This window comes from Arthrobacter sp. YC-RL1 (assembly GCF_001454985.1).
Lineage (GTDB): Bacteria > Actinomycetota > Actinomycetes > Actinomycetales > Micrococcaceae > Glutamicibacter > Glutamicibacter soli.
Map to the genome: position 1 here is coordinate 2,763,807 of NZ_CP013297.1, position 15,042 is coordinate 2,778,848.

A 15,042-nucleotide genomic window follows, 5' to 3' on the forward strand; every position below is an offset into this window, starting at 1 on the left:
CTAGTCGGTCGTCAACTCCTCCAGCGTACCGGGGCGCGGCAGGCTCCCGGTGGCGTGGCGGGCGGCGGCCCAACCGAAGGCCAGGCCGGAGCCGACCTGCACGCCGGCTCCCGGGTATTCCGAGCCCATCACGGAGGCGGCGTCGTTTCCCACCGCGTACAGGCCAGCGATGGCCTCGCCACGCTCGTCCAGCGCCTGGGCCTGCGGGTTGGTGAGCACCCCAAAGGCGGTGGCCAACGGGGTAGGCACCAAAGCCATGGCGTAGAAAGGCGCACGGGCCACCGGCCCGACGTTCGGGTTGGGCCCATGCTCGGGGTCTCCGGCCACTTGGCCGAAGAGCAGGTCGCCCTTCCCGAAGTCCTCGTCCTTGCCGGTTTCGGCGAAGCCGTTGTAGCGCCGCACGGTGGCTTCGAGGCCCGCGGGGTCCACCCCGATCTGCGCGGCCAGGCCGGCCAGCGTCTCGGATTCGTAGAGGTAGCCATCCTCCACGTAGCGTTGCAGCGCGGCCCGCGGCAGGTGCGGCATGGTGATCATGCCCAGCCCGTACTTGGCCAGCGTGCGCGAGTCGACGATCAGCCAAGCCGGGATGGCACGGCCGTCGGTGGCGTACATCGCGCGCACGAAGCGGTGGTAGGAGCAGGACTCGTCGACGAAACGCTTGCCGTCGCTGCCCACCGCGATCACACCGGGCTTGGCGCGGTCCCAGATATGCGGGAACACGACCTGGGAACCGTCGGCACGGCGCCCGATGGAGCTGGGGAACCACAGCGCGTTTTCGCCGTTGTCCTGCCCCAGCGCCGCACCGACCCCGGCGGCCAGCGCCAAGGTATCGCCGGTAGCTCCTTCGCCGGCGCGGGAGAACTGAGGGGTGGGCTTGGGCATGTATTGCTCGCGCAGCGCGGGGCTCTGCGAGAAGCCGCCGCCAGCCAGCACCACACCCTGGCGGGCGCGGATCTTCAGGGTTTTGCCCTCGTGGACCACCACGAGCCCCTCGATGCGTTCGCTGCCGCGGATTAGCTCCGTGGTGTGGGCGCTGAAGCGGAAGTCCACTCCGCGCTGGAGCGACTGGTGGTAGATGGAGGCAACCAAGCCATTGCCCATCACCAGCCGGGTACCGCGCGGGCGGGTGACCCGGTCGCGCGCCCACTGCAGCCCCAGCTTGCCGGCAAGGCCCACGGCCTTCGCACGCTCGGCGGCGCTGCCCGTGAACAGCTTCAGCAGCGCGGCAACGTCCGGGCGGCGCAGCATCAGGGTGCCGCCCATCAGCGCGAATTCGGGAACAGGGCGGCGGATGCGGCGGAATTCGGTGGCTGAGAGCTTGCGTCCATCGAAGGGCTCGGGTTCCAGCGCGCGGCCGGTCTTCCCGGTTTCGGGAAGCTCGGAGTGGTAGTCGACAACGGCCGGCGAATGCAGGAAGCGCACACCCAGTCCTTCGAGTTCATCAAGCATCTTGGGTGCGGCGTCGAGGTATCCCAGCCGGGCCTCGCGCGGCGCCTTGTCCCCCACCACCAGGTCCAGGTAGCGCACGGCTTTCTCGTAGTCGTCCAGTATTCCCTGCTCGCGCTGGAACTTGTTGTCCGGCACCCAGCAGGTGCCGGCGGAGTAGGCGGTCGTGCCGCCGAGGTACTCGGTCTTTTCCAGCGTCAGCACCTTGGCGCCGTGCGCCGCGGCGGTCAGCGTGGCGGCAAGGCCGCCGGCCCCAGTCCCCAGAACCACCACATCGTATTCGAGGTCCCATTCACTTTTCTGGCGCACCATCGCTTGCTCCTCAGTACTCGTCGCATGACATCAGTTGGTCTGGTGTTCATTATGTGACGCAGAACAATGTACTGTCCACGATGTTTTTGATCATTTATTATGTATCAAAACTACTCAATTTGGCGTGGCGGGTTCGTGGCCGCGGGTTAGGGACCCGCGGCCGGCGGCCTAAAGCCTCGGGTCCAGCGGCTCGGATTCCAGCGCGAGCACACCGAACACCATCTGGTGAACCTTCCACAGCGGTTCCCCCACCGCGGTCAGCCGCAGCGCTTCCAGTCCCAGCAGGTACTCCTGCATGGCCCGCGAACGCTTCCGGTCGGTGGCCCGCTGCTTCAAGCGCCGCAGGTTTTCTTCCTGAAGGTAGTCGGCGCCGTAGATGATGCGCAGGTATTCCCGCCCGCGCACCTTGATGCCCGGCTGCACCCAGCCCCTGGGACCGCGGGTGAGGTTCTGCCACGGCTTGACCACCATGCCTTCGCGACCTGCCATGGTCAGCTCCTCCCACCAGCGCACCGCCTGGTCCGTCGACTCCCCGGAGTCCAGTGACACCCGCATCCAGGCGGTGTCCTTGAACAGGTCCGGCGCCTGCACCGCCAGCTTCCGCGCAATGCCCAGGTGCCATCCATGGTCGCGGGTTTCATGGGTCTTGCCCTCGGAGGCCAACACCTGGAATGCGGCGAAGCGGATCTCGTCCTTGTTTCCCACGTACCGCCGGTAGGACTCGCGGAACGCCAGCGCATTCCCGCTGCGTTCACGGGTGCGTTCAAGCAGCGCGGTCAATTCCAGCCCGGTCCCAGCAGCCTTCTCCAGCAGGTCGACGGCTGCCGAGGTGGCTGCCACCGCGGCGGCGCCGACCGAAGCGTAGTTGTCCTTGATCAGTGATTCCGCCTTCAGCGACCAGGGCAGCAGCTCGCCGTCCAGGATGACCCAGTCCGAGCCCAGCTCCTCCCACAAGCCCGCCGCTTCCACGGCCTCATGCGCCCGTTGCAGCAGGGCGCGTTCCACCTCCGGAGCCAGGAAATCGCGCCCGGTGCGCGTATGCAGGGCGCCGAGCCAGCCCTCGGGCGCGTCGAAGCGCCCGGGATTGCGGGCCAGCAGCAGCACCGCGCGCGAGCCCATGTGCTTCTCTTCGCAGACGACCTCGGTGATCCCGTGCTTGCGGAAGTAGGCGAAGGCCTCGTCCGGGTGCTCCAGATACCCCGGACGCGCCGAGGACTCCGCCGGGGACATGGTCGGCGGCAGATAGCGCAGCCAGCGCGGGTCGGTAGCGAAGCGGCTCATGGTTTCCAGGGCGCCGGCGGCCTGCGCGGCGCTGAGCTTCACGGTGCCGCGCTCGCCGGCCTTTAGGTGCAGCGGGCCGGTGACGTCCGCCATGGACAGCACGCCCGGTTCGCGCTGCGGCCCGTGCGGGGATTCCAGCGGCCGCAGCGGTTCGGCGTACTGCGCCAGCGCGTCCACGGCCACGACGTCCCGTTCCGGGTAGCGCAGCGCGCTGAGCTGCCCGCCGAAGGCGCATCCGGTGTCCAAGCAGGCGGTGTTGTTGATCCAGGCGACCTCGGTGACCGGGGTATGCCCGTAGAGGACGGCGGCCGCACCGCGGTAGTCCCGGGCCCAGGGATAGCGCACCGGCAGGCCGTACTCGTCCTTCTCGCCGCTGACCTGTCCGTAGAGGGCGAAGGCCCGCACCCGCTTGGAGGCCCGCCCATGGTACTTCTCGATCAGCCCCGCGTGCGCCACCACCAGCTTGCCCTCATCCAACACCAGGTGGGAGACCAGGGAACGGGCGAAGTCCTGCACCTCGCGCGTGAATTCCGGGCCTTCGGCCTCCAGCTGTTCCAGGGTCTTGTCCAGGCCGTGGCCCAGAGTGACCTTGGCCCCGCGCAGGGCGCGCACCAGCTTGTCCTCGTGGTTGCCTGGCACCGCCAGCGCGTGCCCGGCGGCGGCCATGCCCATCACCAAGCGCAGCACGCCGGGCGAATCAGGGCCGCGGTCCACCAGGTCGCCCACGAAGACTGCCCGCCGCTGCGGGTGGACGGCGTCGACGGCGCGCCCCTGCCGGTCGCGGACCAGTTCGTAGCCCAGCTTCTCCAGCAGCAGCACCAGCTCGTCCAGGCAGCCGTGCACGTCCCCGATGACGTCGAACGGGCCGTGCTGGTCCCTGAAGTCGTTGAGCAGCTTGTGCCGGGTGATGACCGCGTCCTCGATCTCCGCCAAGGACGAGAGCACGTGGACCCGGGCGAAGCCCTCGCGGCGCAGCATCTTGAGCGACCGGCGCAGCTGCTGGTGCTGGCGGTCGATCGCCGACTTGGGCACCCGGTGCTCGCCGCGGGTCTCGTTGCGTTCAAGGCACACCTCGACTGGGACGTCCAGCACGATGGCCGTGGCCAGCACGTCGTGGCTGCGCGCCAGCTCGATCAAGCTCTGCCGGGCGGCGGGCTGGACGCTGGTGGCATCCACCACGGTCAGCAGACCGGCTTCCAGCCGCTTGCCTGCCACGTAGTGCAGCGCGTCGAAGGCCGCGGCGGTGACGGACTGGTCGGTCTCGTCATTGCCCACCAGGCCGCGGAAGTAGTCGCTGGACAGCGTCTCGAAGCGGCCGAAGTGCTTGGCGGCGAAAGTCGACTTGCCGGATCCGGAGACGCCGATGAGCACCACCAGCCCTGACTCGGGAATGGAGAATTCGTTCATGCCGCGTCCTTTCGGAAGATCGCCATCTGGGTGGGCGTGCCCGCGGAGCCATCCACCGGCCCGATGCCGCGGAACTCCACGGCGTAGCCGTAGTCCGTGGCGGCGGTCCCGGCCCAGGCCTGGAATTCCGCGCGCGTCCATTCGAAACGGTGGTCGTCGTGGCGCAGGGATCCGTGTTTCAGGTCCGGGTACTTGCTGTTGTATTCGACGTTCGGAGTGGTCATCACGACCATGCGAGGGGCGGCGCCGGCGAACACCGCGTCCTGCAGTGCCGGCAGCCGCGAGGCGTCCACGTGCTCGATGACCTCCATGAGCACCAGCGCGTCGTAGCCTGCCAGCCGGTCGTCGCGGTAGACCGCGGAGCTGTGCAGCAGGCTGATGCGTTCTTGCTGCTCGTCCGTGCGCTCCTCCAGGCGCAGCGCGGCGGCCGCCTGTTCGATGGATCGCGCGGAGACGTCGGTGCCGACGATACGGGTGAAAAACGGGTCCGCCTGCAGCCGGCGCAGCAGCGAACCTGGCCCGCAGCCCAGGTCCACCACCCGGTGGGCTCCGTATTCCTTGAGCGCGGCGATGACATCCATGGCACGCTGCACCCGCAGCGGGACGGCTGCTTCGCCGCCCGCCTGCTCCGAAATGCCCGGGCCTGCCGTGGCTTCCGGGACGTCTGGCGAATCCATCCAGGCCTCGGCCAGCGCCACCAGGTCCTTCTGGTGGGCCAGATAGCGGCGGGCGATCAGCTCCCGGTCGGGGTGGTCCTCCAGCCAGCCTTCGCCCTGCCGGGCAAGCTTTTCCGCTTCGTCGTCGTTGACCCAGTAGTGCTTCGAGTCATCCAGCACCGGCAGCAGGACGTAGAGCTGGCGCAGCGCAAGGTCCAAGCGGACCTCTCCGCTGAGCGCCAGCGCGCTGTACTGCGAATCGCCCCAGTGCGGATGCTGCTCGTCCAGGGCGATGGGCGTCTGCTCGACGTTCCAGCCCAGCGGCGCGAACAGCCGCTTGGCCAGGCCCCGGCCCGCGTGCCCGCGGGTGGAGAGCACGGGCAGCTCGAGGCGCAGCGGCAGCGGCGCGGCGGCCAGTTCCGGGTAGCTTTCGCTGGTCCCGGTCATGGCGCTGCGCAGCACCTTGCCCAGGGCCACTGACATCAGGCTCGACGCGGCGTACGGGCGGTCGTTGACGTAGTAGTCCAGGGCCCCGGCGTCGCCGCGGAAGCGCTTGCTGCGCACCAGCCCCACGGGGTCGACTTCCAAGAGCAGGGCCGCGGTGGCGCGTTGCTTGGAATATTCGGGATAGAACACGTGGGTTTGGCCCACCGCCAGGTCGAAGGACTGTACCTTGCCTGGATGCTTGCGCAGCAGATGCGACAGGGCGGTGGCGTCGATCCCCGACCCGGGGGCGGATTCTAGGGTGATTGTCAGTAGCACGGGGCGGACTTCCCAGGAGTTTTTGCTCGGTGGCTTGGCGTTTCATGCAAGACTACCGAAAAACTGGGTCTCAGGGCGCCGCGTGGCGAAGCATGCCAGTCCCGCGTGCCGCCTGGGGTGCGGAATTCCGCTCCGCCCGGCGGCTTAGTTCAGGTAGCCGCGGCCTGCGGCGTCCGCGCAGACCGGGGTCAGGTTCTCCGCGTCCCCGCTTTCGCAGGCCATGTAGACCAGGTTGGCGGCTTCTTCGGTGCTCAGCACGTCGTAGCCCATGGACCCGGGGTTGTAGGACACCGCGGTGCTCCACTCGTCGATGTTCTTGCACTCCTGCAGTCCGCGCAGCTCGGCTTCCTGCAGCTGCTCGTTCGAGGACTCGGGATTGGACCATGCCTCGTTCTGCGTTTGGATGGCCGCGCTGCAGGTGTCGCTGACCGGGGAGGTCGCCGCGGCGTCGAAGTTCGTACAGCCGGCCGCCGCCAGCGTGATGATCGACAGTACAGCGGCCGAGGACAGAACTTTTCGCATACCTGCCATGCTACCCATGCAACATAGGTATTGGCTGGGTTGCTTCAAGCACGCGCCGGCCGTGCCCGGAGCGCGAAAAATCCCGGCCACGCACACGGGCGGGGCCGGGATCCTCTGCCGCAGGGTGCTGCGGCTAGGCGATGCGGGAACGGTCGAAGGCGTCCAGGCTGATGCCCTGCTCCAGGATCACCTTGGCCCATTCCTTGGCCGAGTGCAGGCTGTGGTCGCGGTAATTGCCGCAGCTGACCGCCTCGGTGCCCGGCACGTCATCCCAGGTCACCTTCTGGACCAGGTCCTCCAGCGAGGTCTTGATGGCCGCGGCCACCTGCTCGGGGGTCGGCTCGCCCCAGGCGATCAGGTGGAATCCGGTGCGGCAGCCGAACGGCGAAAAGTCGATCAGGCCCTCGAAGCGGGTGCGGATCAGCCCGGCCAAGGTGTGCTCGATGGTGTGCAGCCCGGCGGTCGGGATCTCGCCGTGGTTCGGCTGGACGAAGCGGATATCGTAGTTGGAAATGACGTCGCCCTTAGGGCCGTGCTCGACGCCGATCTTGCGCACGTAGGGCGCCTTGACCTTGGTGTGGTCCAGCGCGAAGCTCTCAACTTCTGCAAGTTCAATATCACTCATGCCAAAAGTTTATCCGCTCACTTGGCCTCGACGCGATGATGGTTAATGAGGCGTAACCGATAGAATTTTGTGAGACTTCGGGGCGCAACAGCGGACCCCGGACTGACTTCCTAGAAGGGAACTTCATGTCGGACAAGAAGACCTTGCTCGTATTCGCGCACAGCGACGAGGCCGTGGCATTCGCCGATGTCGAGCACCTGATTTCCGGTGTGGGCAAGGTCAATGCGGCCGTGGCGCTGGCCAGCGAACTGGCCGGAGGCGATATCGAACGCGTCGTCGTGCTGGGCACCGCCGGCGTGGTCGGCCATGCAGGCGAGGACCGCCCGAGCCTCGACACCATCTACCAAGTGACCAAGCTGATCCAGCACGACTTCCCGCTGCCTTCGGCAGACGTCGAGCCAACCGGCGAAATCCTGCTCCCCGACTTCCAGGCCACCATGGCCACCGGCGACGTCTTCGTCTCCGACGACCAGCAGCGCGTGCACATCTCCGGCTTGGGCGCCTCCTTGGTGGACATGGAAGGCTACGCGTACGCCAGCATCTGTCAGCGCTTCAACGTGCCGCTGCAGATCTTCAAGATCCCGTCGGACTACGCGGACGACTCGGCGTCGATCGATGAATGGGACGACATCGCCAAGGCCAAGAGCGTGCAGCTGCGCGAGTTCTACGACAAGTTCCTGCGTTAGGAATTCGGGTACGGGCCGGGTCTGCTCCACCCGTGGAATCGCTTCCACGACAGGACGGGATCTGGCCCCTACTTGTTCCCGGGCAAAGTATTCAGGTCCCACGCCTTCTTGGCTCGTGCAGCCTTGGCTTGTGCCTCGGCCTGGGCCACGCTGGCTTCTGAATACAGGACCGGATCGACACCGAAACGCGTCGCCACTTCCACGGGAATTACCCGGCGGGTAGACCGTGATTCTGCCACCTTGTAGATTTTGGCCGGCTTCATGCTCAGGCCCTTGGACGAAGCCTGTGAATTCGTCATAGCTGCAGCCTCCAACGATCTTCCGCGCTCAGGGCTGGCGCATCGGCGCCAAACCAGATCCTACGGATAATTCTATGCCAGAAGCCTGCGCGTAGCCTTAGCAGTAAGGCATGCCAAAATCAGGAATCCAAGGCCCGCTCCGGCTGCCCAAATAGTTCGCAGGATCGGCGCGCTGGCCACGAACATGGAGGCTCCGGCCATGCTCATGAGGATCCCTGCATAGACCAGCAAGACCAGCCTGTACATCAGTGTCAGCGGCTGGCCCAGAAGGTGGTCCTGCTGGGTTGAAACATAGCCGAAGAACACCGCCGGAACCGAGAGGGTCAAGGCTGTAGTCGAATCGCCCAGCGCGTCTGCCTGGTCCGACGAAAGGCTCCCCGAAAAGAAGGTCAGCAGCACCCCCACCACGCCAATGAATATGCCGCCAAGTATTGCTGCCCAGAACGTATCCCTGCGCGAACCGACAAGTTCAAGCCAGGCCTCGGAGCGATAGGGCGGAATCAGATAGCTGGCGCGCAAGTGCAGGGTCGAATCAGTGCTCTTGCCGATCTCGTGGTCGGGCTGGATCACCGTCCGCGGCGCGCCGTCTGGGCCTGCGCCACTTGAATCGACCCGGGAATGCTCAGACCCAGGCAGCGGACATTCGCGGGTAGCCTGACTTCAAGGTGATACGCCTGGGAATCACTGGCAGCTGTCATCGGAAGCTGGATGGAGCGGTGCCCCTTGAGGAAGGTCATCGCCTTGCGGCCAACGAATTTGAAGTCCCACAAATATGAAACCCTGATAATGCCCCGGGAACCCAGATCGCGATAGGGAACCACCGCGACAAGCAAGAATCCGGCACCGAGGTTCCTGATCAATTCCGGAATCTGGGCAGTCTGCTGCAGCAGCTCATGGTCAATGATCCGATGTTGCCGGTATGAGCCTTGCTCAACCAGTTCCCGGGCCGCATTTACCGCGCCGGGTTCATCGCCGACAACCGCGAAGAGGCATTCCATCAGCTGTTCGGGGTCCACTACCAGGCCTTCGACCCGCAGCAGGAGGACAGCCAAAAGACCTGCCGACAAATCGATGTTCTGTTCCCGGGTCAGCACCGGAACGCCCGCCCCGGAACGATCGAAGGCGTCGAATTCCCGCAGCACTCCCTTGCGAACGATCGCCAGCGGAACCAGTGCCTGGGCCTCCGACGGGATTTCCTGTGCGCTGCGCAGTTCAGGGTTCAGGGCAAAGGACGGGTCACGCATCGGGGTGCAATCGACGGAATGCTGGACCTGCCCGCGATCCTGTTCTAACGGAATATAGCTGTCCTGCCGGCGATGGCACCATTCATTCCATCCCAGGACGGCGGAGGCCATGGCCTCGGCAAGCTTCCAGTCCGGATCGACTACTTCGCTCTCAGCCATGCCGCCCCCAACGATCGGTACTTGTTGACCTACTCTAGATCATCCGCGTCACACGCGAATCGAGGTCAACAAGCCCAGCTTTTCCATGATGTCCCCGAAACCCACCAACGCACGGCGTGAGCCAGGGGCAGGTGTGCCCGACAGGTTGGGGCAGCCCGGATTCTTTTCATGTAGGCAGCCTGTGGTGCGCAGTCCGTTGCAGTCGGCATCCGGGCGAAACTCGGCCAAGTGAAATTTCTCTTTCACCCACCAAAGATTCCAGCCCAAGAACTGGTGTCGTTGAACGGGGGCAGCCAGGGCGATGGATCCGCTCTCAACTTGTCACGTGCGTCGGCATTCAGCACGCTCCAGACATGGCGTGGATGGTGCGGATCCCGAATCGAAAGCACGCAAGCGCACACGGAACACCCGCCTCTTGCCGTCCTGCACACCGTGATAACATCACACGTCATACGGGGTTCTGAGGAAAATTGGGCCGAGGGAGCAATCATGACGCGCTGGATGGCTTACGCCCGCGAATCGCTGCGGGGCATTTGGTTTCGAGCCAGCCTGTTCACCGTGGTCGGAATCGTCCTGGCCATCGTGTCGCATCCGCTGGGCGAGCTGGTTCCTCCGGCCCTGTCCGGGGCCCTCGGCACCGATGCGGCGGGCACCATCCTGGAAATCCTCGCCACCTCGATGCTCGCGGTGACCACGTTCTCGCTGACCACCATGGTCTCGGCCTATGCCACCGCGACGCAGATCGGCACCCCGCGCTCGATCCAGTTGCTCATCGCCGACCGCACCTCGCATAACGCGTTGTCCACCTTCGTCGGGGCCTTCGCCTTTTCCATCGTGGGCATTGTCGCCCTGTCCATGAAGGTGTACGACGAGTCGGGGAAGGCAGTGCTCTTCCTCGGCATCATGCTGGTCATCGTGACAGTGCTGGTGACGCTACTGCGTTGGATTTCCTTCCTCACAGTGTTCGGCCGCATGTCAGACATCATTGACCGGGTGGAGAATGCGGCTTGCCGGGCCATGGAGGGCTACGCCGACGATCCGCTGATGGGCGCCAACCCGTGGACCGCTCCCCCGGCACAGGCGGTGCCGGTGGCCAGCGGCTCTTCGGGGTTCGTGACCCACGTGGACATGGCCGCGCTGCAGCGGGTCGCCGAACAGCAGGACTGCACCTTGTGGGTGCAGCACCGCGCCGGTGCGCGGATCGTCGCCTCGCACCCGGTGGTTGTCGCCGACCGCGCGCTGTCCGAGGAAGCGGCCGAGGCGGTGCGACACGCATTCGTTATCGCCGCCCACCGTACCTTCGAACAAGATCCGCGGCTGGGCCTGATCGCGTTGTCGGAGATTTCCAGCCGGGCGCTCTCCCCGGCGGTTAACGACCCGGGCACCGGCGTCGAGGTGCTCGCCGCGCAGCAGCGGGTCCTGGACATCGCGGTGCGCAGCACGGCCAAGCCGGAGTTGCAGCACCCGCGCGTGCATGTGCGCCGGATCGAAGCCGCGGACCTGCTGAAGGATGCCTTCCGCCCGATTGCCCGCGACGGGGCAGGCGTCGTGGAGGTCGCCCTGCGCATCCAGCGCGAGCTCGGGGCGCTGCTTGACGTGACCGGTGATGCCGACTGGGCACGGGCGCTGCGTGCCGCGGCCCGCGAGGCGCTGGAACGCGCCGAACACGCGCTGAGCCACGACGCGGACATCGACGATGTGCGCACGCTGCACGCCGCGGCGCTGCAGGACAGCCAGCCGACGGGCGGGCTGACCTCCCCGGAGTGAGTCGTCGGCGCGCTGGCCCGGAAGGTGATCCTGCTGGGTGGAAATATGTCCGAAGTACTCCGCCGGAACCGGGGAAGCAGGGCGGTTGATAATCGCGCCGCGCCTGCAGGCCGGCGACCAGATGACTTCATCCAGATGCCGTGCGGCAACAGATCCGAAGCACGCAAGCAGCCCTGATGCCCGGGCGTAGGATGGGCGCATGACCCGCTTCCTCATTGACCCGCCGGCGCTACTGGAGATCGTGCGGCAGGGCGCCCCGATTCACCATGATCACCAGCTTGTGGCTCCGCATGCCATTCGCGTCGAGGCCCTGGAACTGCTGCTGGCCGAGGTGGAGGCAGGCACGCTGTCCGAAGCCGCAGCGTTGGGGCTGCACGATGCGATGACCGCGGTGAAGATCCGCACCTTGGGAGACCGTGGGTCGCGGGGCACCGCCTGGAAGCTTGCGCGCAAGCACGGGTGGGGGACGCTCGGCAGGGCCGAATACCTCGCCATCGGCGTGCTGCAGGCAGACGCGCTGGTGGCGCTGGACCAGCAGCTTGCCGCCCAGGCCGCGGACGTCCTGCCGCTGGTGCCCCTCGCTGTGCTGTTTTCCGCCGACTGAGCGCTGGGCCAGACCGGGTTCACCGCTCCGGCCGGCCAAGGACCCGGCCAACCAGCCGGAGCAACAACCTGCTATCCGCCGACGGCCGCCCGGATAGCTTGGGCCCGGAGCGGAGGCACCGCTGTCCTGCGGCACGCAGAGCGGGATGAACTTCCCCGCGGCGTCGAGAACCATTGGGCGGCCTTCATGCAGGTGGCCCCAGACCCCGAAGCCGAATTCCACGGAGCTCGTGCCGATCCTGCTCACGATCGGCGCGGTGCTCACGTCCTGGCCAAAATACAGCTTCGGCACGCTAGTCGATTTCGTGGCCCACCCGTGGGGCCATGTCAAAGTAGCCCGGCTGGCCCGACTCGCGGAAGAGTTTCGCCTCGGTAGCCTCGACGAAACGCATGATCGTCGGGTTGTGCTGGTGCCCGGCGGCGTCCGTGTCGACCCGCTCGATGGTCCGTTCGATCGACGTTCCGGCAAGCCCCGGGCAACGAACTGCAAAACCTCGTCGCTGACGAAGCATTAGCTGCCGAGATACGGATCCGCTGACTTCTTGGCCACCGTTTAAATTTCCCCACCCTCTTCTTACGACTCACGTCACTTCAGCGCCATATAGCTCGAGGGCAAGACCGTTGACGAGGACCTGTCCTGCCGTCACGGAATCAGGCACGGCCGCCTCATCGCCGTTGCCGCAGCCCGAGCCGCGGCGACGCCCCCGCCGCGGATCGCGCAGGCAGCGCCGCAGGCTTCCAGAACGGATCGGGAACTCCGCTCCGGACAGGACGAGGCGGGGCCTACCCCAGGACCTTGGAAAGGGGAAAGGTCCCGCCCCACCGCATGGGTGGGACGGGACCTTTCAGACGCTAGTCTGCGAGACTACTCGGCGGCAGCCAGTTCGTCTTCCTCGACTACCGGCGCCAGCGACAGCTTGCCGCGGTCATCGATCTTGGTGATCTCGACCTGGATCTTCTGGCCAACGCCGACGACGTCTTCGACGTCCTCCACGCGCTTGCCGTCGTTGATCTTGCGCAGCTCGGAGATGTGCAGCAGGCCGTCCTTGCCCGGGGTCAGCGAAACGAACGCACCGAAGGTGGTCAGCTTCACGACGGTGCCCAGGTAACGCTCGCCGACCTCAGGAACCTGGGGGTTGGCGATGGCGTTGATGGCCGAACGGGCAGCCTCGGCGGATTCGCCGTTGGTTGCGCCGATCAGCACGGTGCCGTCGTCCTCGATCGAGATGTCAGCGCCGGTGTCTTCCTGGATCTGGTTGATCATCTTGCCCTTCGGGCCGATGACCTCGCCGATCTTGTCAACCGGGATCTTCACCGAGATGATGCGCGGAGCGTTGACGTTCAGCTCGTCCGGAGCGTCGATGGCCTGGTTCAGCACGTTCAGGATGTGCAGGCGTGCTTCGCGGGCCTGGGTCAGCGCAGCGGCCAGCACCGAGGCAGGGATGCCGTCCAGCTTGGTGTCCAGCTGGATCGCGGTCACGAACTCGGAGGTACCTGCGACCTTGAAGTCCATGTCGCCCATGGCGTCTTCGGCGCCCAGGATGTCGGTCAGGGCCGCGTAGCGGGTTTCGCCGTCAACGGTGTCCGAGACCAGGCCCATGGCGATGCCTGCAACGGCTGCCTTCAGCGGCACGCCGGCGTTCAACAGCGACAGGGTCGAGGCGCAGACAGAGCCCATGGAGGTCGAGCCGTTGGAGCCCAGCGCCTCGGAGACCTGGCGGATGGCGTACGGGAATTCCTCGCGGCTTGGCAGCACTGGAACCAGTGCGCGCTCTGCCAGTGCGCCGTGGCCGATTTCGCGGCGCTTAGGCGAACCCACGCGGCCGGTCTCACCGGTCGAGTATGGCGGGAAGTTGTAGTTGTGCATGTAGCGCTTGGACTTCACTGGGGACAGCGAGTCGATCTGCTGCTCCATCTTCAGCATGTTCAAGGTGGTGACGCCCATGATCTGGGTTTCGCCGCGCTCGAAGATGGCCGAACCGTGCACGCGAGGCAGGACCTCGACCTCGGCGGACAGCTGGCGGATGTCAGCCAGGCCGCGGCCGTCGATGCGGACCTGCTCGGTCAGGATGCGCTGGCGCACAATGTGCTTGGTGACTGCGCCGAAGGCCTTGGAGATTTCTCCCTCGCGGCCTTCGAAGGCCTTGCCTTCGCCTGCCAGTTCGGCAAGGATCTCGTCCTTGTACTCGCTGGCGGTGTTGTCGCGGTCCTGCTTGTCGGCGATGGTGTAGATCTCCGCCAGGCGGGTCGAAGCGGCGGCCTCGACTGCTGCGTAGGCATCCTCTTCGTAGTCGCGGAAGACAGGGAACTCGACGGTTTCCTTGGCGGCGCGGGAAGCCAGGTCGGCCTGGGCCTCGCACAATACCTTGATGAACGGCTTGGCAGCCTCAAGGCCCTCGGCGACGACCTCTTCGGTCGGAGCCACGGCGCCGCGTTCCTTGATCAGTTCCCAAGCGTTGTCGGTAGCCTCGGCTTCCACCATCATGATGGCGACGTCGTCACCGGCGATGCGGCCGGCGACAACCATGTTGAAGACCGAGTTCTTCAGCTCGGAGTGACGCGGGAAGGCAACCCACTGAGCGCCGTTGCCGTCGTCGACCAGCGCAACGCGAACGCCGCCGATCGGACCGGAGAATGGCAGGCCCGACAGCTGGGTCGACATCGAGGAGGCGTTGATGGCCACCACGTCGTACAGCTCGTCCGGATCGATGGCCAGAACGGTGACAACCACCTGGACCTCGTTGCGCAGGCCCTTGACGAAGGCCGGGCGCAGCGGGCGGTCCATCAGGCGGCAAGCCAGGATGGCCTCGGTCGATGGACGGCCTTCACGGCGGAAGAAGCTGCCCGGGATGCGGCCAGCAGCGTACATGCGCTCCTCGACGTCCACGGTCAGCGGGAAGAAGTCGAAGCCCTCACGCGGGTGCTTGCCGGCGGTGGTTGCCGACAGCAGCGCGGTCTCTTCGTCGATGTAGACCATTGCGGAGCCGGCGGCCTGCTTGGCAAGGCGGCCGGTCTCGAAGCGGATGGTGCGGGAGCCGAAGCGGCCGTTGTCGATAACGGCCTCGGCGAATTGGATTTCTGGACCCTCCATTAAGGGGGTGCTCCTTTCAATCGCTCCCATGCGACGGACGAGCGAACCGTATGGCCCTACCCAGATCTGGTCTTCGATCGAGACCCGCGCGTGAACCCCAGGGGGTTTCCGCGAAGATCACTACCGAGGACCGCGAAACTGGCGGTCGGGACCAACGGTCGGTCAGTCCTGGGAGTTGTTTT

The 15,042-nt window shown here is 66.1% G+C and carries 14 protein-coding genes; 4 read left to right on the top strand and 10 right to left on the bottom strand.

Features of this window, described 5'->3' with window-relative positions; translation table 11 throughout:
• The 5 genes from ATC04_RS12840 to ATC04_RS12860 form a co-directional block, all read right to left on the bottom strand.
• A complete protein-coding gene (locus ATC04_RS12840; protein WP_047121125.1) occupies positions 1-1,758 on the bottom strand; it encodes an FAD-binding protein in 1,758 nt (585 codons plus the stop codon).
• Between the two features lie 168 nt (positions 1,759-1,926).
• Entirely contained in the window at positions 1,927-4,446 is a 2,520-nt protein-coding gene (locus ATC04_RS12845) for a polynucleotide kinase-phosphatase (RefSeq protein ID WP_047121124.1), read from the bottom strand.
• Positions 4,443-5,864 (bottom strand): 3' terminal RNA ribose 2'-O-methyltransferase Hen1, encoded by a 1,422-nt coding sequence (locus ATC04_RS12850; protein ID WP_047121123.1) that lies wholly within the window; start codon positions 5,862-5,864, stop codon positions 4,443-4,445. Before ATC04_RS12850 ends, ATC04_RS12845 begins: the two co-directional genes overlap by 4 nt.
• A gap of 144 nt (positions 5,865-6,008) precedes the next feature.
• Positions 6,009-6,386, bottom strand: a complete 378-nt coding sequence (locus ATC04_RS12855) for a hypothetical protein (RefSeq protein WP_047121122.1) — start codon at positions 6,384-6,386, stop codon at positions 6,009-6,011.
• 133 nt (positions 6,387-6,519) lie between these two features.
• Positions 6,520-7,011, bottom strand: a complete 492-nt coding sequence (locus tag ATC04_RS12860) for an S-ribosylhomocysteine lyase (protein WP_047121121.1) — start codon at positions 7,009-7,011, stop codon at positions 6,520-6,522.
• Positions 7,012-7,136: 125 nt separating this feature from the next.
• On the opposite strand from ATC04_RS12860, the gene ATC04_RS12865 reads away from it, so the two are divergent.
• Positions 7,137-7,697, top strand: a complete 561-nt coding sequence (locus tag ATC04_RS12865) for a purine-nucleoside phosphorylase (protein ID WP_047121120.1) — start codon at positions 7,137-7,139, stop codon at positions 7,695-7,697.
• 68 nt (positions 7,698-7,765) lie between these two features.
• On the opposite strand, the gene ATC04_RS12870 is transcribed toward ATC04_RS12865, so the two are convergent.
• From ATC04_RS12870 to ATC04_RS19385, 4 genes are all read right to left on the bottom strand, one after another.
• Positions 7,766-7,996, bottom strand: a complete 231-nt coding sequence (locus tag ATC04_RS12870) for a hypothetical protein (RefSeq protein WP_047121119.1) — start codon at positions 7,994-7,996, stop codon at positions 7,766-7,768.
• A 72-nt stretch (positions 7,997-8,068) separates the two neighbouring features.
• The gene (locus tag ATC04_RS12875) at positions 8,069-8,566 is read right to left on the bottom strand and encodes a hypothetical protein (RefSeq protein ID WP_047121118.1); all 498 of its coding nucleotides are present in this window, start codon (positions 8,564-8,566) and stop codon (positions 8,069-8,071) included.
• Positions 8,563-9,399 (bottom strand): hypothetical protein, encoded by an 837-nt coding sequence (locus tag ATC04_RS12880; RefSeq protein WP_047121117.1) that lies wholly within the window; start codon positions 9,397-9,399, stop codon positions 8,563-8,565. The genes ATC04_RS12875 and ATC04_RS12880 overlap by 4 nt, the downstream gene beginning before the upstream one ends.
• Before the next feature lie 48 nt (positions 9,400-9,447).
• Entirely contained in the window at positions 9,448-9,645 is a 198-nt protein-coding gene (locus ATC04_RS19385; RefSeq protein ID WP_152666950.1) for a hypothetical protein, read from the bottom strand.
• Between the two features lie 243 nt (positions 9,646-9,888).
• Here ATC04_RS19385 and ATC04_RS12885 point away from each other — a divergent pair, with 243 nt between their 5' ends.
• The 3 genes from ATC04_RS12885 (at position 9,889) to ATC04_RS19395 (ending at position 12,284) form a co-directional block, all read left to right on the top strand.
• Positions 9,889-11,166: a DUF2254 domain-containing protein gene (locus ATC04_RS12885; RefSeq protein ID WP_047121116.1), complete on the top strand. Its 1,278-nt coding sequence runs from the start codon at positions 9,889-9,891 to the stop codon at positions 11,164-11,166.
• A 199-nt stretch (positions 11,167-11,365) separates the two neighbouring features.
• Complete coding sequence (locus ATC04_RS19390) at positions 11,366-11,770, top strand: hypothetical protein (protein ID WP_047121115.1); 405 nt, start codon at positions 11,366-11,368, stop codon at positions 11,768-11,770.
• Between the two features lie 229 nt (positions 11,771-11,999).
• Positions 12,000-12,284 carry a hypothetical protein gene (locus tag ATC04_RS19395; RefSeq protein WP_157359288.1) on the top strand — a complete coding sequence of 95 codons (285 nt, stop codon included), beginning with the start codon at positions 12,000-12,002 and terminating at the stop codon, positions 12,282-12,284.
• A 350-nt stretch (positions 12,285-12,634) separates the two neighbouring features.
• Here ATC04_RS19395 and ATC04_RS12900 read toward each other — a convergent pair whose 3' ends face one another.
• A complete protein-coding gene (locus ATC04_RS12900; RefSeq protein ID WP_047121114.1) occupies positions 12,635-14,860 on the bottom strand; it encodes a polyribonucleotide nucleotidyltransferase in 2,226 nt (741 codons plus the stop codon).
• Positions 14,861-15,042 lie beyond the last annotated feature (182 nt).